A 22,336-nucleotide genomic window follows, 5' to 3' on the forward strand; every position below is an offset into this window, starting at 1 on the left:
CATTATCGCCGCCCCTAGGGGAGGACCGGCGGCCCGGCCCGGACGGCGGCGGTCCCGGCCCGGACGGCGGCGTTCTCAGAACGGGCCGAGGCCGCCCGCGGTGAGGGTGCAGGCGGCCTCGCAGAGCGCCGAGCGGAGGACCCAGGCGTCGGTGGGGCGGGCGGTGCAGTCGGCTCCGGCCGGGGGCATCACCCAGCGCGGGTCGGTGGCCGGCGGCAGCTGGGCGCCGGCGGTACAGGAGCTGCCGGGCAGGTGCCAGGTCGCCGAGGTGCCGGCCGGGACGAGGAAGGAGACGGTGGCGCCGTTGCGGCTCTGCAGGACGGCACCGCAGGCCCGCCGCAGCCGCAGGATGTCGACCGCCTCCAGCCCGTGCCGCAAGGAGACGGTCACGGTGTCGTGGGTGTCGACCGGGGCGCGGTCCCGATCGACGGCCGGGCGGCGGGAGGGGCCGCCGCCGGACGGCGGGCGGGCGGGGCCCCGGTCGTCGGCGGACTCGGGCAGCAGGGCGGGGGCGGCGGCGGCCGGCATCCCTCCGGCGACCAGGCGGCGGTACTGCGGTACTCCAGTGGCCGGCATCGGCCCTCCTGTCACCTCGTCGGGGGTGGAAGCCGCGCCGCCCGGCGTGGGGGGTGCCGCTGGGGCTGCCGCCGGGGGGGTGCGGCAGGTGCGGCGGACGGGGCTTCCACGTAACAGCACAACGCCGGGCGGGCCCCCGAGGCCACGGGGCGCCTTACAGCAAGGCATGGCATTTCATGGCGGATCCCGGCAACTACGCCCGGTTTGCCCGGTATTGGTGGCACATCATCCATCGACGCACTGTGGCCGCCCGGTGACTCCCGGTACTGTCGGTGCCGCGCCCGGCGGCCCCGGGCCGATCCACAGGACACGCCCCGGCGGACCCGCTCGTGGCCGGGCGCCCCCACCGCCCCACCACCGCCCGACCCCCGCACCACCACCCCGCACCACCACGGACACCCCGCACCACCACGGAGCGCACCATGGCAGCCACCCCACCGGCCGAGCCGAACCGCCCGTCGCCCAACACCGTGATGCGCGCCCTGCGCGGCGACCGCTCGCCGGGCGAGTTCGCCATGGCCGTGCGCCGGGCGGCCCGGGAGATCGGCGAGCACGTCTCGTGCGACGCCCGGTACATCGGGCGGGTCGAGTCCGGCGAGATCCGCTGCCCCAACTACGCGTACGAGCGGGTGTTCCGGCACATGTGGCCGGAGCGGCCGCTCACCGAACTGGGCTTCGCCCCCCGTACCGCCGTCCGGCGCCGCTCGACGGACGGCGGTACGGGGGGCGAGGGTGAGGGCGGGAGCGACGGCGTCCGGCCCGGCGGGGCGAACGCCCTCGGACATCACCTCCGGCAGCACCCGGGACAGCCCGCCGGACTCCGCCCCGGCCCGGACGGCGCACCGGACGGCGCACCGGCCGGCGGGCCGCCACCGCTCCTCCACCCCCCGTTCCCGCCCCTGCCCGCCCCCCGCTCTCCGCTCTCCACCCAACTCCCGTACGCTGCCTGGCCGTACGCGGAACCGCCCCCACCGGAAGGGCCCCCGGCACCGAGGTCCGCGACGGCGCCCCGGGGGTCCGCCGAACCGCACCATCCCGACGAGGAGAACGACGACGTGCGTCGCCGTACGTTCCTGGCCGGCGGCCCTGCCGCGCTGGCCACCGTGATCGGCATCGACCGGCCCGCCCCGGCCGCCGCGGCCGACGCCCCCCGCACGGCGGGCACCCGGCCCGGCCCCGGCAACGGCGACGGCTTCGCGCCCGCCGACGGCTTCGTGCCCGGCCGGCCCCGAGCCGTCCCGCCGCCCCGCAAGGTCGGCGCGGCCGAGGTGCTGAGCGTCGAACAGGCCGTCCGGGACCTCCGGTTGGCCGACGACGCGCACGGCGCCGACGCGCTGTTCGAGCAGGCGGGCCGCTCGCTGCGGGAGGCCTACGTCCTGCTCGACGCGTGCGAGTACTCCACCGGGACCGAGCGCCGACTCCAGGCCGGCGCGGGCGAACTCGCCGTCTCGGTCGGCTGGTTGGCCCACGACTCGAACCGGCTCGCGGACGCCCGCTCGTACTACGCCGAGGCGCTGGCCACCGCGCGGATGGCCGGGGACGCCGCGCTGGAGGCGCACGTCTTCTGCAACAGCGCCTTCCTCGCCCGCGACGCCGGCCGGCCCCGGGAGGCGCTGCGGGCGGCCCAGGCCGGGCAGTCCGCCGCCCGGGAGCTCGACTCGGACCGGTTGCTCGCCCTGCTCGCCATGCGCGAGGCCGGCGGCTGGGCGCTGCTGCAGGACCGCGCCGCCTGCGAGCGGGCGGTCGCCCGGGCCTGCCGGCACTTCGACCGGGGCCCGTCCGGGACCGACCCGGAGTGGATGTCGTTCTTCGGCGAGGCCGAACTCGCCGGGCTGCAGGCCCAGTGCTGGTCCGCCCTCGGGGACTGGGAGCGGGCGAGCGAGCGCGCCGGACTGGCCATAGCGCTCCAGAAGCCGCACTTCGTCCGCAACCGGGTGCTGTACACCGCCGAGCTCGCCCACGACCGGCTCGGGCGCGGCGACCTGGCGGGCGCCGCCGAGCACGGCTCGGCCGCCGTGGCGCTGTTCGACAACGTGCGCTCGGCGCGGATCCGCTCGATGCTCGCGGACACCGCGCAGCGGCTGCGGCAGCACCGGCGGGTGCCGGAGGTCGGGCGCTTCCTGGCCGCGTACGGCGCGGCGACGGCGGCCGCCTGAGACCGGTGCCCGCCCTGACCACCCACCACCCACCGCCCGCCCGCCGCCCCGACGGGACAGGGACGACGGACGGCTCGGGCCGGTGCCGGGGTCAGGACTTGTGCGTGAGGGTCTCCAGGTGGCCCTGGTCGTTCCAGAGCTCGACCGCCGGGGCGCCGTACTCCCAGGAGAGGATGCAGAGCGCGGCGGTGCCGAGCTTGAACCGCTGGGCGAACTCGGGCGGCAGGCCCAGCCAGCGGGCGGTCAGGATGCGCAGCAGGTGGCCGTGGGCGAAGAGCACCACGTCGCGGTCGGCGCAGTGCATGACGGTGGTGTCCGGCTCCGGCACGCCGTGCTCGGTGTTGAGGTCGGCGAGGAGGGCGTCGACCCGGGCGGCGACGTCGGAGAGCTTCTCGCCGCCGGGGACGCCGTCGCGCCAGATCAGCCAGCCGGGGTGGTCGGCGGCGCGGATGTCGGCGCCGGTGCGGCCCTCGTAGCTGCCGTAGTCCCACTCCATGAGCTCAGGGCGTTCGACGGCCCGGTCACCGAGGCCGGCCAACGCGCAGGTCTCCTTGGCGCGGTCGAGCGGGCTGGTGAGGACGAGGGCGTCGGGCAGGCCGTTCCACGGCGCCGCGGCGAGGCGGACGCCGAGCGCCCGGGCCATCGCGCGGCCGTCCTCGGTGAGCGGGATGTCGGTGCGGCCGGTGTGGCGGCCGGTCGCCGACCACTCGGTCTCACCGTGGCGGACCAGCAGGATTCGGGCGGGCATGGCAGGCTCCTCGCGATCGGGGCGGGTGTCGACGTCGGCCTCGCCATCGAGCACCGGCCTCCATGATCCCCCACCCGCGGAGCGCCCACGATCCCGGCCTCCGGCTCCCGCTCCGACGGTCCCGCCGACCCGCTCCGTCGGTCCCGCCACCGGGCCCGGTGGCCGCCCGGCGGTCGCCCGTCGGTCGCCCGTCGGTCGCCAACGGCCGGTTCCGGCCGGATTGTCGGAGCCGGATGCGACACTGGGCCGCACCATGAACGTCTCGACGAACGCCCCGCTCCGCGGGCCGGCGGAGCCGCTCGCCCAGCGGCTCGCCGAGCTGCGCGGACCGGCGCCGCAGCGCAGTCTGAACGCCCGCGCCCTCGCCGCCCTGGCCGCCAATCCGGGGTGCCACCGCCGCGCCGTGCTGGACGCCGCCGGGGTGGACAAGACGGCGCTGGCCGCCCGTCTCGGCCGCCCCGCCCCCTTCGGCCGGTCGCCGCTCGCACTGGCGCGCGGCGTCGTGTTCGAGGCCCGGCTGAAGGAGAACGGCTACGCGGCGCTGCTGGAGCCGCTGCGCCACCGGCTCGGGCCGGCCGGCGAGGACGGCCCGCTGCTCGTGCCGGACCTGCTGCGTTCATCCGGTCCGGCCGTGCGGGCCGACCGGACGACGGCGGCGCTGGCTGAGGCCGCCGCCGAGGAGCACGCCTGGACGCTGCTGGACCATCCGCTGCTGCGGCTGGACGTGGCCGGTTCGACCGCCTACCTGGAGCCGGACGCCGTCGTGGTGCACGGCGGCCGCTGCACCGTGGTCGAGATCAAGTCCTTCCCGGTGCTGGACGGCACCGCCGACCCGGGCAAGGTGGGCGCCGCCGCCCGCCAGGCGGCGGTCTACGTGCTGGCGCTCCAGGAGGCCGCGGCGGCGCTGGCCGGGCGAGCGGTGGATCCGGACCCGTACGCCGAGCAGCGGCTGCCGGGCAGTCCCCGGACGACGGTGCTGCTGGTCTGCCCGGAGGACTTCGGCAGCCGGCCGACCGCCGTGCCGGTGGACGTCCGCCGCGAGCTGGCGACCACCCGCCGCCAGCTGAGCCGGATGACCGGCATCGAGCGGCTGCTCGCGGTGCTGCCGCCGGGGGCGGACTTCGACCTCTCCCCCGACGCGGACGGCGCCCCCGTCCGCTCCACCGAGGAGCTGGAGAAGACGGTCGGGACGGTGCCGGCCGCGTACAGCCCGGACTGCCTGTCGACCTGCGAACTCGGCTTCCACTGCCGGGCCCAGGCCCGCTGCGGGGGCCGGGTCGAGCAGCTCGGCCGGGGTGTCCGGGGCGAGCTGGGCAGCATCCGCACCGTGGGCGAGGCCCTGGCGGTGGCCCGGACCGGCCCCGTCGACGGCAGCAGCGAGGACCACGAGGACGACGACGGCAGCGGCGACGGGGCCGACGAGGCCGCCGCCAGGCTGGCCTACGCCGCCGCCCTGCGCGCCGAGGCGCTCGGCCGCCCCCACCCGGCCACCGGCCCGGAGGGCGGCCGATGAGCCTGCTGACCACCCTGGCCCGGCTGGAGGCCGTCCGCGGCGGCCGGGCCGAGCCGCTGGCCACCGTCCGCCACCGGCACCTGTCGGAGCGCCCGATGGTGCTCGTCCCGCTCACCTCCGCCGGTGAGGACGGCGCCCCGCTGGCCGTGCTGCTCGGCACCGACCGGGACGCGCCGGTGCTGCACATCGTGCCGCAGCCGCTCAACCGCACGCTGCGCTCCGAGTTCCTGGCCGACCTGGCCGCCGACCTGCTGCCCTACCTGGAGTCCTTCGGCGACGAGGTCGAGCTGATCGAGGGCTCCGAGAAGGACCCGGAGACGGGTGAGAAGTCCCCCGTGGTCCGCGAGCTGTGCGCGGACGCGCCGCAGCTGGTCGTGCCGAACACCGGCGGCGTGCGCCACCTGGCACTGCTCGGCCGCTCGACCCGCTTCCGCCGCACCGCCGAGGACGAGGACCCGGGCCCGTTCCCGGCCCCGGCCCGGGTGCCGCTGCTCGGCCGCTGGCTGACCCACCTGGCCGAGCGCTCGGCCGTGCCCGGGTCCAGTCTGCTGCTGCCGATGACCGGGCTGCTCGCGCGGCACTGGGCCACCGGCCAGAGCCACCTGGAGGACCAGCACCTGGCCGCCCTGCTGGCCTGGCACGCCCCGCCGGACGGGCAGACCGGCGCGGAGGCGGCCGAGCGGGCCGAGACGGAGCGCAACGCCGAGGGCCGGCTGGTCCGCCCGCCGGCCGGCCCGACCACCGACCCGGTGTTCGACACCAAGGTGCTCGCCCCGGCGATCGCCCGCTACGACGCGGCCGCGACGGCCCTGCGCGAGGCCGAGGGCCCCGGCTGCGGGGACGTCACGGCGGCCCGGGAGGCCGTCCGGGTCTCCGTGGACCGGCTGCGCGCGGTGCTGCGCGCGGAGCTGCTGCCGGCCTGGCACGACGTCTGGCACGGCCTGGACCTGCTGCGGGCGCTGCCCCCGGCCGGCCATCTGGCCGAGCGCTGGACCGGCGACCGCTGGTCGTACACCGGCCACCGGGACCGGCTGGCGGCCGGGGAGCCCCCGCAGCCCCGGGTCGACGACGCCGTGACGGCGGCCCGCAAGCTCGCCCAGCGCGAGCGCGAGCAGACCCGGCTGGACGTCCAGGAGGCGCTGGACGACCCGCTGGCGATGGCCGAGCACCGGCTCTCCGGGGAGGCGTTCAGCGGAGTGGTGACCGAGGTGGTGCCGGACTACGACACCACCGGCCGCTCCCCCAAGCCGCGCCCGCTGGTGACGGTGCGCACCGGCGACCGCCCGCACGCCGACCCGGGCCGGGAGGTGCACCGGGTCCGGGCCGCGCCGGGGCCCGAGGCGGGGCCGGCACCGGCGGCGCAGAAGGCGGTGATCGCCGCCGTCGACCCGGAGGCGGGCACCGTCACCGTGCGGGTGCTGTCCGGCATGGGGCGGAAGAAGGAACCCGAGCCGGGGAGCCTGCCCGAGCCGGGCGAGCGGGTGACCTTCACCCTGTTCGAGCTGACGGTCCGGCAGGCCGCGCCGCTGCCCGATCCGGACGACACCCCGTGGACGCACGGCGGCCCGCCCGGGGCCGTCGTCACCGTGCTGCCGGCCGTGACCGGCGGCGGCACCGGCACCGCCGAGGACTGGGAGTGATCCGGCCGATGAGCAGCACCGAGCAGACCTTCCCGGCCGACGGCCCGGGAGACCCGGCGGGCGACCCGGCCGGCGACCCGACGCCCGGAGCCGCGGCCGACGCGGCGGTGGCCCGGATCCTGGAGGCGACCGTCCGCCCGGCCGTCGGCGCGCCGCGCGGGGTCGTGGTGGACTCGCCGCCCGGCGCCGGCAAGTCGACCCTGGTGGTGCGCGCCGCCCGGGAGCTGGTGGCCGCCGGGGAGCGGCTGATGATCGTCGCCCAGACCAACGGCCAGGTGGACGACCTGGTCGACCGGCTGGCCGCGAAGGCCCCCGATCTGACGATCGGCCGACTGCACGCGGCGGACGCCCGCCCGGGCCCGGAGGTGCTGCGCCACGCCAATGTGACGCCCTCGGACAAGGTCGCCGAGCTCGCCGAGCTGGACGTGGTGATCTCCACCTCGGCCAAGTGGCAGTGGGTGCGGGCCGAGCAGCCGTGGCGGCACGCGATCGTCGACGAGGCGTACCAGATGCGCTCGGACGCACTGCTCGCGGTGGCCCGGCTGTTCGAGCGGGCGCTGTTCGTCGGCGACCCGGGCCAGCTGGACCCGTTCACCGTGGTCGGCACCGAGCAGTGGGCGGGCCTGTCCTACGACCCCTCGGGCAGCGCGGTGGTCACCCTGCTCGCGCACAACCCGCAGATCCGCCCGCACCGGCTGCCGGTGTCCTGGCGGCTGCCGGCCAGCGCCGCGCCGCTGATCTCCGGGGCGTTCTACCCGTTCACCCCGTTCCGTTCGGGCACCGGCCCCGGGGACCGGCGGCTGACCTCGGCGGTGCGGCCGGACGGTTCGGCGCTGGACGCGGCGATCGACCGGGCGGCCGAGCACGGCTGGGCCCTGCTGGAGCTGCCCGCCCGGCACACCGTGCGGACGGATCCGCAGGCGGTCGCGGCGGTGGCGGCGACCGTGCGGCGGCTGCTGGACCGGGGGCTGACCGCCCACTCCGAGCAGGGGTCGGCCCCGCTCACGGCGGACCGGGTCGCGGTCGGCACGGCCCACCGGGACCAGGCGGCGGCGGTCCGGGCGGCACTGGCCAAGCTCGGGGTGCCGGTGGACGGGGCGGCCGGCCCGGCGGTGACGGTGGACACCGCGAACCGGCTGCAGGGCCGGGAGTACGACGTCACGGTGGTGCTGCACCCGCTCTCCGGGCGGCCGGACGCGACCGCGTTCCATCTGGAGACCGGCCGGCTGTGCGTGCTCGCCTCCCGGCACCGGCACGCCTGCATCGTGGTGGCCCGGGCCGGGATCGCGGAGCTGCTGGACGAGCATCCGGCCACCGAACCGGTGCAGTTGGGTGTCCCGGTCGCCTTCCCCGACGGCTGGGAGGCCAATCACCGGGTGCTGCACCACCTGTCCGAGCACCGGGTGCGGCTGGGCCGGTCCTGAGAGGCCGGGCGGCCCGGCCGGCCCGGCGCCGCCGGGCCGGTGGGACCCACGGCGGGGGGACGGCGGGCGACCGGTGGACGCACGCCCCCGGCGCGTCCGCCGGGAATAGCGCCCGGACGCGCACCGTTCCGCTACCGGCCGCCGGCGCGAGAGAATGGACGGCGGCCACGACCGGGCGGCGCCCGTCCCGAGCAACTGTCGCCCGCCCCCATCGAGCACCCGGAGGTGTCCGTCCATGCCCGACTCCCAGGCGCAGGCGTCCGACCCGAGCGGCCCCGCCGCGGCGGCCGGTCCCGGTGCGGGCGCCGGTGCGGCGCCCGGTCGGCGGCAGCGTCCGGTGCAGCTGCTGTTCGAGCCGCAGGCCGACGAACCGGAGCCGGAACGCTTCTTCGACCTGGAGTCGATCGACGACCCGGCCGAGCTGCTGCGCCGCTCCACCGAGCTGGCCCTGGCGTTCCGGGCGGCCGCCGAGCGGGCGACCGACTTCCAGGCGGTCGCGGCCGCGCAGCTGGCGGATCCGCGCCGTTTCGACGCGCTGCCCGAGACCGAGATCGCGGCCCGGGCGGACTGGACCCCGGACTACGCGGCCAAGATGATCGAGTACGGCCGCAGCCTGCTCCAGCCCCGGCGGCACGAGGGCTGACCCCGGCCCGGGCCGGCCCGAGCGGTCCCGAGTGTCCCGAACGGCCCCGGTCGGCCCCGGTCGGCCCCGGTCTGCGTCCGACGCCTCTGGCATATGCCGGAGGAAGCGGAAGGGTACGCCCGTGCCCGCCCCGCTGTCCGGCGAACCGGAGTTTCCCTCCCGGTCATGGCCCGGACACCCCAGGCTGCTGTCCGTGGACATCTGGACCTATCAGTCGGTGGAGTACGTGACCGTGGCCGGGGAGGCCTGGCTCGCCTCCGCCAGCGAGTACCCCCGCAGCATGCGCGCCCTCTGGGAGTCCCGGCCGTGGGCGCCCTCGGTACTGCCCTGCGGCCGGGCCTTCGACGTGATCAGCATGCCGTCGCTGTTCGGCCGCCGGGTGCTGGACGAGCTGTGGGCCTCCGGCCCCGGCTGCGGGCCGGTGGCGGTCTTCCGGGGCCGGACCCTGCTGTTCGTGCAGCCCGGGGCGGCCCCCCGGCTGCGCCGGCTGCTGGCCTGGGAGGAGTGGGCCCGGGACGTACCGCCGCTGCTCTGCCACGGCAAGGGCGACGCGGTGACCGTGCCGCCGGTGCAGCGCATGGTGAACAGCCCGGACTCGCCCGGACTGGGCGCCGGGCGGTGGATCGTCGCCCCGGAGAGCCGGGAGCCCTGGCTGCCGGGCGCCTCCGTCGTCCTCTGGGCCTGCGTCCGGGCGGCCCGGGAGCCGGTCGGCGCCGTCTGACCCCGGGACCGGCCCGGACCCCGGAACGGCGGCCCGGGAAGCGCGGTATTCGATTTTGGCCGGACCGCGCCCCGCTGCTAGAGTCCTCTCTGTCAGCAGGCGCCGCTAGCTCAGTTGGTTAGAGCAGCTGACTCTTAATCAGCGGGTCCGGGGTTCGAGTCCCTGGCGGCGCACAGACAACCGGAAGGCCCCTCGCGCGAGCGAGGGGCCTTCCGGCGTTTCCGGCACCGCCCGGGTGGGCTCCGACGAACAGCGCCCGGGCCGCCGTTCCGCCGGGGCGGACGACGGCCCGGGCCGGGCCTCAGCGGCCGCGCAGCTCCCGGTAGCGGGCCACCAGCGCGGCGGTGGAGCTGTCCAGCTCCTCCATGCCCTCACCGGTCAGCAGCACCGGCTCGATCCGCTTGGCGAGCACCTTGCCCAGCTCGACGCCCCACTGGTCGAAGGAGTCGATGTTCCAGACCGCGCCCTGCACGAACACCTTGTGCTCGTAGAGGGCGACCAGCTGGCCGAGCACCGAGGGGGTCAGCGCGCCGGCCAGCACGGTGGTGGTCGGGTGGTTGCCCCGGAAGGTCTTGTGCGGGACCAGCTCGGCCGGCACACCCTCGGCCGCGACCTCCTCCGGCGTCCGGCCGAAGGCCAGCGCCTGGGTCTGGGCGAAGAAGTTGGCGAGCAGCAGGTCGTGCTGGGCGACCAGGCCCGGCAGCAGGTCCGCGACCGGCTCGGCGAAGCCGATGAAGTCCGCCGGGATCACCTTGGTGCCCTGGTGCAGCAGCTGGTAGTAGGCGTGCTGGCCGTTGGTGCCGGGGGTGCCCCAGACCACCGGACCGGTCTGCCAGCTCACCGGCTTCCCGTCGCGGTCCACCGACTTGCCGTTGGACTCCATGTCGAGCTGCTGGAGGTAGGCGGTGAACTTCGACAGGTAGTGCGAGTACGGCAGCACCGCGTGCGCCTGGGCGTCGAAGAAGGCGCCGTACCAGATCCCGAGCAGGCCGAGCAGCAGCGGGACGTTCTCCTCCGGCGGGGCGGTGCGGAAGTGCTCGTCGACCAGGTGGAAGCCGTCGAGCATCTCCCGGAACGCGTCCGGGCCGATGGCGATCATCAGCGAGAGGCCGATCGCCGAGTCGTAGGAGTAGCGGCCGCCGACCCAGTCCCAGAACTCGAACATGTTCGCGGTGTCGATGCCGAAGTCCGCGACGCCCTCGGCGTTGGTGGAGAGCGCGACGAAGTGCTTGGCGACCGCGTCGGTGCCGGCGCCCAGCTCGGCGAGCAGCCAGTTCCGGGCCGAGACCGCGTTGGTGATGGTCTCGATGGTGGTGAAGGTCTTGGACGCGACGACGAAGAGCGTCTCGGCGGCGTCCAGATCGCGGACGGCCTCGTGCAGGTCGGCGCCGTCCACGTTGGAGACGAAGCGGACGTCGAGATCACGCTGACCGAAGGAGCGCAGCACCTCGTGGGCCATCGCGGGGCCGAGGTCGGAACCGCCGATGCCGATGTTGACGACGGCGCGGATCCGCTTGCCGGTGTGGCCGCGCCACTCGCCGCCGCGCACCTGCTCGGCGAAGGCGGCCATCCTGTCCAGCACCGCGTGCACGGCGGGGACGACGTTCTCGCCGTCGACCTCGATCACGGCGTCGCGCGGGGCGCGCAGCGCGGTGTGCAGGACGGCCCGGTCCTCGGTGGTGTTGATCCGCTCGCCGCGGAACATCGCGTCCCGCAGGGCGGCGACACCGGTGGCCCCGGCCAGTTCGCGCAGCAGGGCCAGGGTCTCGTCGGTGACGAGCTGCTTGGCGTAGTCGACGTGCAGGTCGCCGACCTGGAGGGTGTAGCGGCGGCCGCGCTCCGGGTCGGCGGCGAACAGTTCGCGCAGGTGCGTGTCGCCGAACTCCTCCCGGTGCTTGGCGAGGGCGGCCCACTCCGGGGTGCGGTCAAGCGGGGTACGGGCGTCGGCGCGGGTCTCCGACATCGGTGGCTCCTCGTTTCCTCGGGTGCAGATACCGGCAGGTCCGGGCGGGAGGGTTGCGCGCGGCCGTGCGGGTCCTGGGGGTGCGCCGACTCCGTTGACGGCCTTGCCCGGGCTCAGCCTATGCAACGCCGGGGGTCCCGGCGCACATTCCGTTCGTCGGCGTCCGGTCGGGGTTCCCGCTGTTCGGGCGGGCTTCGCGGAGTGTCCGTCCGGCCGTCACGGTCCGTCCGCGCGACCCGCCGCGGGGTCGCCCGGACGGACGGGCCGTCACTTCCGTTCGGACCGCAGGTCGAGGCCGCGCAGCACCCGGTCGACGAGTTCCGGGTCGGCGCCGGGCTCGGCGCGGGCGACCAGCATCTCGCGCCGGGAGGCGGCGATCATCTCCTGTTCGACGCTGTGCGCCGCGCGCCACTGGGCGAGCCTCAGTTTGGCCTCGCTGGCCTCCTCCTCGGCGTAGTTCTCGGGGCAGAGCCGGGCCAGCCGGTCGTGCTGACGGTCCCGCAGGCGGTCGGCGACCTCCGCGGGCAGCTTGTCGGCCTCCTCCAGTTCCCCGAGCCGGAGCAGTCCGGCCTTGGCGGCCCGCCACCACAGCAGTCGGACCTCCTGCTCGTGCCGGTCGTGGTCGATGTCGAGGTGCAGCCGTTTGGCCATCCAGGGCAGGGTGAGGCCCTGGACCAGCAGGGTGAAGAGCACCACGCTGAAGGCGATGAAGACGAGTCGGCCGCGCTCCGGGAAGGGCTCGCCGGTGTGGACGGTGAGCGGGATCGCGAGGGCCAGGGCGACGGTGGCGACCCCGCGCATCCCGGACCACCAGAGCACCACGCTCTCCTGCCAGCTGATCGGGGTGTCCTCCTCGGAGTCGGCCCGCAGCCGCCGGGAGAGCCAGCCGGCCGGGAGCAGCCAGAGCAGCCGGACGGCCACCACGACGGCGATCACCACGGCGGCGTCGCCGAGCATGCCGGTCCAGCCGGAGCCGGCCTCCTTGAGGACGGTGGCGAGTTCGAGGCCGATCAGGCCGAAGGCGACGCCGGTGATGAGGATCTCGACGATCTCCCAGAAGGCGTTGCCGACCAGCCGGTAGGCGACGGCGTCGGCGTCGGCGGCCCGTTCGGCGAGGTAGAGGCCGCAGACGACCACGGCGAGCACGCCGGAGCCGTGGATCTCCTCGGCCAGGCTGTAGGCGGCGAACGGCACCAGCAGGTTGAGCGCGACCTGCTGGGTGGGGTCCTCCAGGTAGGCGGCGATCCTGGTGTTGACCCAGCCGAGGGCGATGCCGATGACGACCGCGAGCACGGCCGAGAGCACGAAGCGCAGCACGGCGCCGCCGCCGGAGAAGTCGCCGCCGACCACGGCGTCGATGGCGAGCGAGTAGACGACGATCGCGGTGACGTCGTTGAACAGGCCCTCGCTCTCCAGGATGGCGACCAGCCGGCGGGGCAGTCCGACGCTGCCGGCCACGGCGACGGCGGCGACCGGGTCGGGCGGGGAGACCAGGGCGCCGACCGCGATGGCGGCGGCGATCGGCAGGCCGGGCAGCAGCCAGTGCACGGTGCCGGCGACGGCGATGGTGGTGACCACGACCAGGGCGACGGCGAGCAGCAGGATGGAGCGGATGTTGGCCTTGAAGTAGCGGACCGAGGAGCGCCGGGCGACGGCGAAGATCAGCGGTGGCAGGACCAGCGGCAGGATCAGCTCGGGTTCGATCGCGATGTCCGGGATCTGCGGGATCAGTGCCATGGCGATGCCGAGCAGGGTCATCAGGACGGGCTGCGGCACCCCGGTCCGGCGGGCCAGCGGCATGGTCACCACGGAGGCGAGCAGCACCAGGAAGAGCAGGGGCAGCTGGCCCACGGGGAGGTCCTCTCGACGGCGGGCGGGTGATCGAACGCGGGTACGGGCCGAACTGCGGACGCGGATGCGGATGCGGATGCGGACCGGACTGCGGACCCGGACATGGCCCGGGCCGCCGTCGAGGATAAATCTGACAATGATCTCAACTCGGGCGACACGCCGGAGGGGGTTGACCTCAAGCGCGCTTCAGATTCGATGATCGAGCCTCGCGGTTCGGACCGACAGCGGACCGCGGGCCCCGGCAGAACCCGACAGCACGTGACAGGAGCGCCCGGCATGAAGGCAGTGACCGTCCCCCGGTTCGGCGGCCCCGAGGAGCTGCGGGTGACCGCCGTGCCCGACCCCACGCCCGGCCCGGGCCAGGTCCGGATCCGGATCCACGCCGCCGGGGTGCAGCCGGTGGACCTCGCGATCCGGGAGGGCCGGGCGCCGTACGGGGTCGAGCTCGTCCCCGGGCTGACCCCGGGCAACGAGTTCGCCGGGGTGGTCGACACCCTCGGCCCCGGTGTGGACGGCTGGGCGGTCGGTGACGAGGTGCTGGGCTTCCGGGTGCTCGGCTGCGCCGCCGAGATGGTCGTCGCCGACGCGGACCGGCTGGTGCGCAAGCCGGCCGGGATGCCGTGGGAGCAGGCCGGCTCGCTGTCGGCCTCCGGGCAGACCGCGCACGTCGGGCTCACCTCGCTGAAGGTCGGCGAGGGCGACACCGTGCTCGTCCACGCGGCGGCCGGCGGGGTCGGCACGGTCGCCGTCCAGCTGGCCCGGGCCTGGGGCGCCACGGTGGTCGGCACCGCGAGCGAGCGCAACCACGACCATCTGCGGGCGCTCGGCGCGATCCCGGTCGGCTACGGCGAGGGGCTGGTCGAGCGGGTCAGGGCGGTGGCGCCGCAGGGGGTGGACGCGGCCCTCGACCTGGCCGGGCGCGGGGCGCTGGAGGCCTCCGTCGAGCTGGTCGCCGACCGGTCCAGGATCGGCACCGTGGTCGACTACCCGGCGGCCGGGCGGCTGGGCGCCGTCGGCATCAGGGGCGAGCGGACGGCGGCCCGGCTGGCCGAGCTGGTCGCGCTCTGGGAGGCGGGCGGGCTGCGGCTGGAGATCGCCGAGACCTTCCCGCTGGAGCGGGTGGCCGACGCCCACCGGCTGGTGGGCACCGGTCACGTCCGGGGGAAGGTCGTCCTCGTCCCCTGACCTGCACGGCGGTCCGGACCGTCCGGGGGGGGCGGTCCGGACCGATTGTGTGTTTCCGCCGCTGACCAGGTAATGTTTCCCGCGTCAGCAGGCGCCGCTAGCTCAGTTGGTTAGAGCAGCTGACTCTTAATCAGCGGGTCCGGGGTTCGAGTCCCTGGCGGCGCACCGACAGTCGAAGGCCCCCTCGCAGCAGCGAGGGGGCCTTCGGCGTTCCGTCCCGGCACCCGACCGGGGCCGGGGGCCGGGGGCCGGGCAGGGCCGCCGCGTCAGTGCGGGATGGCGGCGATCAGCTCGGAGGCGCCCTGCCGCTTGAGGGCCAGGGCGGTCGCGGTGCCGAGGTCCTCCGGGCTCAGCGAGCCCGCCCACTCGTGGGCGTCCAGGACCTGCTTGCCGTCCGGGCTGAACACCCGGCCGCGCAGCGAGAGGCGGCCGTCCTCCTCGGCCTTGGCCCAGCCGGCGATCGGCGAGTTGCAGTGCCCCTGGAGCACGTGCAGGAACATCCGCTCGGCGCTCGCCTCGCGCCAGGTCGCAGGGTCGCCCAGGCCGGACACGGCGTCGATGGTGGCGGTGTCGTCGGCCCGGCACTGCAGGGCCAGGATCCCGGCGCCGATCGGCGGGCACATCACCTCGACCGGCAGCACCTCGCTGATCCGCGCGGTCTCGCCGATCCGCTCCAGCCCGGACAGGGCGAGCAGCAGGGCGTCCGCCTCCCCCGCCGCCAGCTTGGCCAGCCGGCTGTTGGCGTTGCCGCGGATCGGTACGTACTCGAGGTGCGGGTGGGAGGCCGAGAGCTGGGCCCGCCGGCGGACCGAGGAGGTGCCGATCCGGGTGCCGGGCGGCAGCTCGTCCAGGGTCAGTCCGCCGGGGTGGACCAGCGCGTCCCGGATGTCGTCGCGCCGCAGGTGGGCCGCGAACACGGTGCCGGCCGGCAGCGGGCGGTCGGCCGGCACGTCCTTGAGGCAGTGGACCGCGAGGTCCGCCTCACCGGCGAGCAGCGCGGCGTCCACCTCCTTGGTGAACGCTCCCTTGCCGCCGAGCCGGGCCAGGTCGCCCATCCAGCGGTCGCCGGAGGTGGTCACCGGGACCACCTCGGTGCGCACCCCCGGGTGCAGGGCGGTGAGTTCGGCCCTGACCCGCTCGACCTGGGCGAGCGCCATCGGCGAGGAGCGGGAGACGATCCGGATCAACTCTGCGGTGGTCATTGCTGGATGATAGGTCGTCAGCGGGCCCGGCCCGGAATCGGGTCACCCGGCCGGCGGTGCCGCCGGGACGCGGCCGGTGCGGGCGGTCGGGGGCAGTCCCGGGAGCCGGGCTATCAGGTGCTCGGCCACCACCAGGTTGATCAGCCAGCAGGTCCAGGCGGCGGTCGCGTAGGCCTGGTCGAACGGGACGCCCGCGAGGTCCATCACCGGCAGCCAGATCCGCAGGGTCGCGGCGGCCATGACCAGCGCGAAGGAACGGACCGCCCAGGCGCGGTGCCGGAGGATGTCGCGGCGCCGGCCCGCCCGCCAGGCCAGGGCCGAGGAGAGCAGCAGCAGGACGGCCAGCCCGGTGAAGCCGATCGGCGCGACCGGGCCGACCAGGCCCCTGGGCGCCATCAGCAGACCGCCGGTGCCGGCGGCCAGCACGGCGAGCAGGTAGAGCCGGCCGACGAGCCGGTGCAGCCCCGGGCGGCGGCCGCGCAGCCGGGGCAGGAACTGCCACGGGCCGAGCAGGATCGCCAGCACGCCGCCGCCCACGTGCAGGACGAGCGAGCCCCGGTGGGCCAGGTAGACGGCGCGCTGCTGGTCGAGGAAGACCTCGGGGTCGAGGGTCAGGTAGCGGGCGGTGAACAGGGCCGTGAGGAAGGCGAGCGCGGTGACCGTCCACCAGCCGGCCCGGCGGGCCCGGCCGGGGCGGGCCACCCGGCGGGCGGAAGCGGTGTGCGGGGCAGCGGCGGCGGACGGGACGGCGGACGGGACGCGGGGGTCCGGAGCGTTCATGGCCCGGACGCTACGGACCGGGCCCGCCCGGCCGCGTCCGCCCGCCGGGGTCCGGCGGCCTCCCCCCTGCGGGCGGCCGGACACCCCCGGCGGGGGCGGCGGCGGGAGCGGCACCCCCGGTCGGACGGGTCCGGGATACCCCACCAGGGCGATGCGCCGGGCGGACGGCCGCCGCTACCGTACGGCCCGGCGTCCGCACCACCGCGCGGCGGCCACTGCCCGATTCCCCCGAGTCCCCCGAACCGGAGCCGCCATGAGCCCGCCGCCCCGCACCGGTGCGATCCGGACCGCACCGGTCCCCCCGGCCGCCCCTGTTCCCGGCGGGCCCGGATCCTGGTCGGCCGGGGCCCGGGCGGTGCGGACCCTCCGGGCCCTCCGGGCGGTGCCGGGCGGGCACTGGGACCTCGTGCTGGCCGGCGGGTTCCTGCTGCTGATGGCCGTCGAACGGACCGGCGCGGCCGACCGGCTGCACGGCGGCCTGCCGCTGGCACTGGCCGTGAGCACGGCGGTGGCCGCTCCGCTGGCGGTCCGCCGGACCAGGCCGCTGGCGGGCTACCTGGTCGGCGCGGGCGCGCTGTCGGTGGAGGCGCTGTTCGTGCTGCCGAGCACGGTCTCGCCGTACGCCGACCTGGTCGGCCTCTACTCGCTCGGTCTGTACGCGCCCAGGCGGCGGGCCTGGTTCGGGCCGTTCGCCGCCCTGCTCGGGATGGCCGCCTACTTCGCCGACCTCGGGCACGACTACCCGGTGATCCCGGCCGGGGTGCTCTTCCTCTGGCTGCTCGGCTGGGCGGTCGGCTACGGCACCGCCCGGCGGGCGGAGGAGCGCGAGGCCGCCCGGTGGCGGCTGCGCCGGGAGGTGGTCGCCGAGGAGCGCGCCCGGCTGGCCCGCGAGCTGCACGACTCCGTCGGCCACACCCTCAACGTGGTGCTGGTCCAGGCCGGGGCGGCCCGCCGGCTGCTCGACCGCGATCCCGAACGCACCCGGGAGCTGCTCTCCGGGATGGAGCACACCGGACGGGACGCGCTCGACGACCTCGACCGGGTGCTCGGCCTGCTGCGGCGCGGCGGTGACGGCGAGTACGGCGACGACGGCGAGGGGGCGGCCCCGCAGCCGGGCCTCGCCGACCTGGAGCGGCTGGCCGAGCGGCTCGGCCGGGCCGGGCCCAGGGTGCGGGTGCGGATCGACCCGGCGGCCCGGCGGGTGCCGCGCAGTCTGGACGTGTCGGCCTACCGGATCGTCCAGGAGGCGCTCACCAACACCGTCAAGCACTCCGGTGCCCGGACCGTCGAGGTCACCGTCCGCTGCGCGGGCGGGCGGCTCGCCGTCGAGGTGCGCGACGACGGGCGGGGCGCACCGGCCGGGTACACGCCCGGCCGGGGGCTGCTGGGCGTGGCCGAGCGGGTGTCGATGCTCGGCGGCCGGGTGGAGCACGGGCCGATCGGCTCGGGCGCGACCGGCGCGACCGGCGGGCCCGGCGGACCGGGCGGGTTCCGGCTGCGCGCCGAACTGCCGGTCCCGTGACGGCCGCCGACGGGCCGGGCGGACCCGGCCTCCCGAAGGTGCGGGTCGTGGTCGCGGACGACGACGCGCTGCTGCGGGCCGGGGTCTCGCTGGTGCTGGAGACGGACGACCGGATCGAGGTGGTCGGCCAGGCCGCCGACGGGCTGGCCGCCGTCGCGCTCTGCCGCGCGCTGCTGCCGGACGTGGTGCTGATGGACGTCCGGATGCCCGGGGTCGACGGGGTGGAGGCGACCCGGCGGATCGTCGCCGCCGGCCTGCCCACCCGGGTGCTGGTGCTGACCACCTTCCACCACGACGACTACGTGTGGGGAGCGCTGCGCGCCGGGGCGGCCGGCTTCCTGCTGAAGCGGGCCTCGGCCGAACGGCTCGTCGACGCGGTGCACACGCTGGCCGGGGGCGAGTCCGTGCTGGACCCGGCGGTCACCCGGGACCTGGTCGCCCAGGTGGTCGGCCGGGGCGGCGAACGCCCCCCGGCGGAGCCGGAGGACACCCGGCTCGCGCTGCTGACGGCGCGGGAGCGGGAGGTCCTGCGGCTGGCCGCCGAGGGGCGTTCCAACCAGGAGATCGCGGCGCTGCTGGTGCTCGCCGAGTCGACGGTGAAGACCCATATGAAGCGGATCCTGGCGAAGATCGACGCCCGGGACCGCGCCCAGGCGGTGGCGATCTCCTACCGCGGCGGCCTGATGCCGCACCGGGGCCCGGCGGGCGGGTACTGAGGCCCGGCAGGCGAGTGCTGAGGCTCCGCCTTGCGGACCGCGCCGCGCGGATCGGACGGCGCGGATCAGGCGGCGCGGATCAGGCGGCGCGGATCAGGCGGCGCGGATCAGGCGGCGGGGCCGGAGCGGCGGGCCGGGAAGCCGTGGGTGCGGGCGGCCAGGACCACCGCGAGCACGGCCAGCAGCAGGAGCAGCACCGCCCACGGGAGGGAGTCCGCGCCGAGCCGGTCCAGCAGCAGGCCGCCGGCCACGCCCCCGCCGGCCATCGCCGCGTTCCACAGGGTGACCAGCAGCGTCTGCGCGGCGTCCGCCTGCTCGCCGCCCGCGTCGCCGACGGCGGTCTGCAGCAGGGTGGGCAGGCCGCCCCAGCCGAGTCCCCAGAGCGCGGCGGCCGCGTACACCGCGAAGGTGCTGCCGGTGGCCAGGCCGAGCACGGCGGCCGCGGCGGCGATCAGCAGGGTGGCGCCGACGGTGAGCGCGCGCAGCCGGCGGTGGATGTGCGCGCCGGTGAACCAGATGCTCACCAGCGAGGCCGCGCCGAAGGCGAGCAGTACCGCGTCGGTGGCGCCGCCCAGGCCGCGCCGGTCGAGGAAGGGCGCGATGTAGGTGTAGAGCACGGTGTGGGCGAGGACGACCACGACGGTCACGGCGAGCACCGGGGTCACCCCGGGGACGGTGAGGGAGCGCAGCACCGGGGTCCGTTCGCCGCGGGCCCGGCCGGGCACCTCGGGGACGGCCGCGGCGATCCAGCCGGTCACGCCGACCGCGATCGCGGTCATCAGCAGGAACGGCACCGTCCAGTCGAGCGCCGAGCCGAGGAAGGTCCCGGCGGGCACGCCCAGCGACAGGGCGAGCGGCACCCCGGTCATCGCGACGGCGATCGCCCGGCCCTGGAGCTCGGGCGGCGCGAGCAGCCGGGCGTACCCGGCGAGCAGGGCCCAGGCGAGTCCGGCGGCGACCCCGGCGAGGAAGCGGGCGGCCATGGTGAGCGGGTAGCTGGTGGACAGCGCGGTGACGGTGTTGGCGGCGGCGAAGCCGACCATCGCGGTGAGCAGCAGGCGTCGGCGGCCCCAGCCGGCGGTGGCCGAGGTGAGCGGGACGGCGGTGAGGGCGGTGCCGACGGCGTAGACGGTGACGGCCTGGCCTGCGGCGGACTGGCCGACGCCGAGGTCGGCGCTCATCGCGGGCAGCACGCCGGCCGGCAGGGTCTCGGTGAGGGCGGTGACGAAGACGGCGGTGGCGAGGGCCAGCAGGGCGGGCAGGGGCAGGGCCGCCGGGGCCTGGGCGGTGGGCGGGGTGGCGGGTGCGGTGCTGGCTGAGGTGGTCCGGACGGTCGTCCGTGGCGTGGTCGGCATGCCGGTTATGCTCGAACCCTCACATTGATGTGAGGGTCAACGCGACCGGCTGTGAGGTGGGGCACATGCGGATCGGCGAGCTGTCCGAGCGGACCGGGACGTCCCGGCGGCTGCTGCGGTACTACGAGGAGCAGGGGCTGATCGTGGCCGAGCGCTGCGCCAACGGCTACCGCTCCTACGACGGGCCGACGGTGGACCGGGTGCTGCAGGTCCGGGGGCTGCTGGACGCGGGGCTGCCGACCCGGATCATCAAACAGATCCTGCCCTGTCTCGACAAGCCCCGCACCATCCACTTCGAGCACGCCACCCCGGAGATGATCGCCACCCTGGAGCAGGAGCTGTCCGGGATGAGCGCGCGGATCTCCTGTCTGACCCGCAACCGGGACGCGATCGCGGAGTACCTGGCGGCGGTCCGGGTGGACCGCTGAGCGGCGGGTTCGTCCGACCCACCGCCGCCCAGCGGTCGTTCCGGTGCGGCCCTGCGGGCCGCGGTCGGTCAGCTGCCGGCGGTCAGCGGCGGAAGTAGGAGTCGAAGTTCTTCGAGAACTCCCGGCCGCCGAACTGGTCCCAGTTGATGGACCAGGTCATCAGACCGCGCAGGCCGGGCTGGGCGCCCGCCTTGGGGACGTAGCTCCCGCAGTTGGCGAGCTTGGTGAGGCAGTCCAGCGCCTTGTTGACCTCGGCCGGGGCGACGTAGCCGTTGCCCGCGTTGGTGGTGGCCGGCATGCCGATGGCGAGCTTGGAGGCGGGCAGCGCCGGGAACACGTTGTTGGTGTTGCCCGCCACCGGGAAGCCCTTGAGCAGCATGTCGGTCATCGCGACGTGGAAGTCGGCGCCGCCCATCGAGTGGTACTGGTTGTCCAGGCCCATGATGGAGCCGGAGTTGTAGTCCTGGACGTGCAGCAGGGTCAGGTCGTCGCGCAGGGCGTGGATGACCGGCAGGTAGGCGCCGGCCCTCGGGTCCTGGCCGCCCCAGGGGCCGGAACCGTAGTACTGGTAGCCGAGTTGGACGAAGAAGGTCTCCGGCGCCATGGTCAGCACGAAGTTCGGGCCGTACTTGGCCTTGAGCGTGCGGATCGCCGAGATCAGGTTGACGATGACCGGGCTGGTCGGGTTCTTGAAGTCGGTGTCGCCGGTCTGGAGCGACAGCGAGTGGCCCTCGAAGTCGATGTCCAGGCCGTCCAGGCCCCACTTGTCGATGATCGCCGAGACCGAGCTGACGAAGGTGTCCCGGGCGGCGGCGGTGGTGAGCTGCACCTGGCCGTTCTGGCCGCCGATCGAGATCAGCACCTTCTTGCCCTTGGCGCGCTTGGCGGCGATGGCGGCCTTGAAGTCGGCGTCGGACTCGACGGTCGGGCACTCGGTGGCCGGGCAGCGGTTGAACCGGATGTCGCCCGAGGTGACGGAGGTCGGCTCGCCGAAGGAGAGGTTGATGAAGTCCCACGAGTCGGGGACGTCCGCCACCTTGGTGTAGCCGGCGCCGTTGGCGAAGCTCGCGTGCAGGTAGCCGACCAGGGCCTTGGAGCCGGGCGGCGGGCTGGTCGGGGTTCCGGTGGGCGTGACGGTCGGGGTCACCGTGGGGGTGACCGTCGGCGTCACGGTGGGCGTCACCGTGGGCGTGACGGTCGGGGTGACCGTCGGGGTGGCGGTGGGCGTCGCGGTCGGGCTGGGGGCGCCGGGGCCGTCCAGCGAGACGTCGTCCGCGTAGTAGGTGCCCTGGCCGTACCAGCCGTGGGTGTAGACGGTGGCGCTGCTCTGGGTGGCGCCGGTGGTGAAGGCGACGCTCAGCTTCTGGTAGGCGCCGCCGGTGCCGGGCGTCCAGGTCGAGGTGCCGCCGTCCACGCCGAGGTAGACGTACGAGCCCTTGACGTAGGCGCTGAGCGTGTAGGCGGTGTTCGGCGCGACGGTGACGGTCTGCGCACAGCGGGCGGTGTCGCCCGCCGAGGCAGCCCCGGCGAGGGCGTAACTCCCGCCGTGGGACTGGCCGGTGACGACGCTGCCGGTGCCGCCGGAGCAGCTCCAGGGGCCGAGGGCGCCGCTCTCGAAACCGCCGTTGACCAGGAACTCCCCGGCCGAGGCGCTGGGCGCGAGGCCCAGGGTGAGGCCGACCATGGTGGCGGCGGCGACGGCCGAGGCGGTACCGGCGGCCAGCAGGGTGCGCGGCCGGCGGCGGGCGGGCGCGGGCAGGGGGACGGTTGATCTGCGCATGTGGGGGACTCCTCGCGGAGGCGCGGGTGTGGGGGTGTCCGGGGCATGCCCGGGCGCGCACCGGTGGTGGGGGAACGGTGCGTCCGGGCAGGAGAGTTGGACTAGACCACTGAAGTGGATCCGGCCGTACGGT

Annotated in this window: 18 protein-coding genes and 2 tRNA genes; 12 read left to right on the forward strand and 8 right to left on the reverse strand. The window is 75.9% G+C overall.

What is annotated here, in order from left to right:
* Positions 1 to 75 precede the first annotated feature (75 nt).
* The gene (locus OG715_RS16140; protein ID WP_266269464.1) at positions 76 to 576 is read right to left on the reverse strand and encodes a hypothetical protein; all 501 of its coding nucleotides are present in this window, start codon (positions 574 to 576) and stop codon (positions 76 to 78) included.
* A 422-nt stretch (positions 577 to 998) separates the two neighbouring features.
* On the opposite strand from OG715_RS16140, the gene OG715_RS16145 reads away from it, so the two are divergent.
* The gene (locus tag OG715_RS16145) at positions 999 to 2,732 is read left to right on the forward strand and encodes a hypothetical protein (RefSeq protein ID WP_266269466.1); all 1,734 of its coding nucleotides are present in this window, start codon (positions 999 to 1,001) and stop codon (positions 2,730 to 2,732) included.
* 91 nt (positions 2,733 to 2,823) lie between these two features.
* Here OG715_RS16145 and OG715_RS16150 read toward each other — a convergent pair whose 3' ends face one another.
* Positions 2,824 to 3,480 carry a histidine phosphatase family protein gene (locus tag OG715_RS16150; RefSeq protein WP_266269468.1) on the reverse strand — a complete coding sequence of 219 codons (657 nt, stop codon included), beginning with the start codon at positions 3,478 to 3,480 and terminating at the stop codon, positions 2,824 to 2,826.
* A 253-nt stretch (positions 3,481 to 3,733) separates the two neighbouring features.
* On the opposite strand from OG715_RS16150, the gene OG715_RS16155 reads away from it, so the two are divergent.
* The 6 genes from OG715_RS16155 to OG715_RS16180 all read left to right on the forward strand — a co-directional run bounded on the left by OG715_RS16155 (position 3,734) and on the right by OG715_RS16180 (position 9,594).
* The gene (locus tag OG715_RS16155) at positions 3,734 to 4,993 is read left to right on the forward strand and encodes a hypothetical protein (RefSeq protein WP_266269469.1); all 1,260 of its coding nucleotides are present in this window, start codon (positions 3,734 to 3,736) and stop codon (positions 4,991 to 4,993) included.
* Positions 4,990 to 6,633: a hypothetical protein gene (locus OG715_RS16160; protein WP_266269470.1), complete on the forward strand. Its 1,644-nt coding sequence runs from the start codon at positions 4,990 to 4,992 to the stop codon at positions 6,631 to 6,633. The genes OG715_RS16155 and OG715_RS16160 overlap by 4 nt, the downstream gene beginning before the upstream one ends.
* A gap of 8 nt (positions 6,634 to 6,641) precedes the next feature.
* Positions 6,642 to 8,057 (forward strand): AAA family ATPase, encoded by a 1,416-nt coding sequence (locus tag OG715_RS16165; RefSeq protein ID WP_266269471.1) that lies wholly within the window; start codon positions 6,642 to 6,644, stop codon positions 8,055 to 8,057.
* A gap of 235 nt (positions 8,058 to 8,292) precedes the next feature.
* Positions 8,293 to 8,700: a hypothetical protein gene (locus OG715_RS16170; RefSeq protein WP_266269473.1), complete on the forward strand. Its 408-nt coding sequence runs from the start codon at positions 8,293 to 8,295 to the stop codon at positions 8,698 to 8,700.
* Positions 8,701 to 8,893: 193 nt separating this feature from the next.
* The gene (locus OG715_RS16175; protein ID WP_266269474.1) at positions 8,894 to 9,421 is read left to right on the forward strand and encodes a bifunctional DNA primase/polymerase; all 528 of its coding nucleotides are present in this window, start codon (positions 8,894 to 8,896) and stop codon (positions 9,419 to 9,421) included.
* Positions 9,422 to 9,520: 99 nt separating this feature from the next.
* Positions 9,521 to 9,594: transfer RNA gene (locus OG715_RS16180), tRNA-Lys, on the forward strand.
* A gap of 128 nt (positions 9,595 to 9,722) precedes the next feature.
* Here the strand turns inward: OG715_RS16180 and pgi are convergent.
* Positions 9,723 to 11,384 (reverse strand): glucose-6-phosphate isomerase, encoded by a 1,662-nt coding sequence (gene pgi / locus OG715_RS16185; RefSeq protein ID WP_266269475.1) that lies wholly within the window; start codon positions 11,382 to 11,384, stop codon positions 9,723 to 9,725.
* Between the two features lie 267 nt (positions 11,385 to 11,651).
* Positions 11,652 to 13,235 (reverse strand): Na+/H+ antiporter, encoded by a 1,584-nt coding sequence (locus OG715_RS16190; RefSeq protein WP_266269476.1) that lies wholly within the window; start codon positions 13,233 to 13,235, stop codon positions 11,652 to 11,654.
* Between the two features lie 276 nt (positions 13,236 to 13,511).
* Between OG715_RS16190 and OG715_RS16195 the strand changes: the two genes are divergently transcribed.
* Both OG715_RS16195 and OG715_RS16200 read left to right on the forward strand, forming a co-directional pair.
* Positions 13,512 to 14,420, forward strand: coding sequence for an NADP-dependent oxidoreductase (locus OG715_RS16195; RefSeq protein WP_266269477.1), 909 nt, complete (start codon positions 13,512 to 13,514; stop codon positions 14,418 to 14,420).
* Positions 14,421 to 14,511: 91 nt separating this feature from the next.
* Positions 14,512 to 14,585, forward strand: a tRNA-Lys gene (locus tag OG715_RS16200).
* 101 nt (positions 14,586 to 14,686) lie between these two features.
* Here OG715_RS16200 and hemC read toward each other — a convergent pair.
* Positions 14,687 to 15,622 (reverse strand): hydroxymethylbilane synthase, encoded by a 936-nt coding sequence (gene hemC / locus OG715_RS16205; protein ID WP_266269478.1) that lies wholly within the window; start codon positions 15,620 to 15,622, stop codon positions 14,687 to 14,689.
* A 42-nt stretch (positions 15,623 to 15,664) separates the two neighbouring features.
* Positions 15,665 to 16,402 (reverse strand): DUF2306 domain-containing protein, encoded by a 738-nt coding sequence (locus OG715_RS16210; RefSeq protein ID WP_266269479.1) that lies wholly within the window; start codon positions 16,400 to 16,402, stop codon positions 15,665 to 15,667.
* Positions 16,403 to 16,655: 253 nt separating this feature from the next.
* Between OG715_RS16210 and OG715_RS16215 the strand changes: the two genes are divergently transcribed.
* Both OG715_RS16215 and OG715_RS16220 read left to right on the forward strand, forming a co-directional pair.
* A complete protein-coding gene (locus tag OG715_RS16215; protein WP_266269480.1) occupies positions 16,656 to 17,924 on the forward strand; it encodes a sensor histidine kinase in 1,269 nt (422 codons plus the stop codon).
* A 47-nt stretch (positions 17,925 to 17,971) separates the two neighbouring features.
* On the forward strand, positions 17,972 to 18,640 hold the full coding sequence (locus OG715_RS16220; protein ID WP_323182129.1) for a response regulator transcription factor: 669 nt from the start codon (positions 17,972 to 17,974) through the stop codon (positions 18,638 to 18,640).
* Between the two features lie 107 nt (positions 18,641 to 18,747).
* Here OG715_RS16220 and OG715_RS16225 read toward each other — a convergent pair whose 3' ends face one another.
* Positions 18,748 to 19,995, reverse strand: coding sequence for an MFS transporter (locus OG715_RS16225; protein WP_266269481.1), 1,248 nt, complete (start codon positions 19,993 to 19,995; stop codon positions 18,748 to 18,750).
* A gap of 65 nt (positions 19,996 to 20,060) precedes the next feature.
* Between OG715_RS16225 and OG715_RS16230 the strand changes: the two genes are divergently transcribed.
* Positions 20,061 to 20,423 (forward strand): MerR family transcriptional regulator, encoded by a 363-nt coding sequence (locus OG715_RS16230; RefSeq protein ID WP_266269482.1) that lies wholly within the window; start codon positions 20,061 to 20,063, stop codon positions 20,421 to 20,423.
* An 82-nt stretch (positions 20,424 to 20,505) separates the two neighbouring features.
* On the opposite strand, the gene OG715_RS16235 is transcribed toward OG715_RS16230, so the two are convergent.
* Positions 20,506 to 22,203 (reverse strand): chitinase, encoded by a 1,698-nt coding sequence (locus OG715_RS16235; protein WP_407660983.1) that lies wholly within the window; start codon positions 22,201 to 22,203, stop codon positions 20,506 to 20,508.
* Positions 22,204 to 22,336: the final 133 nt, after the last annotated feature.

Source organism: Kitasatospora purpeofusca (genome assembly GCF_036010405.1).
Lineage (GTDB): Bacteria > Actinomycetota > Actinomycetes > Streptomycetales > Streptomycetaceae > Kitasatospora > Kitasatospora purpeofusca.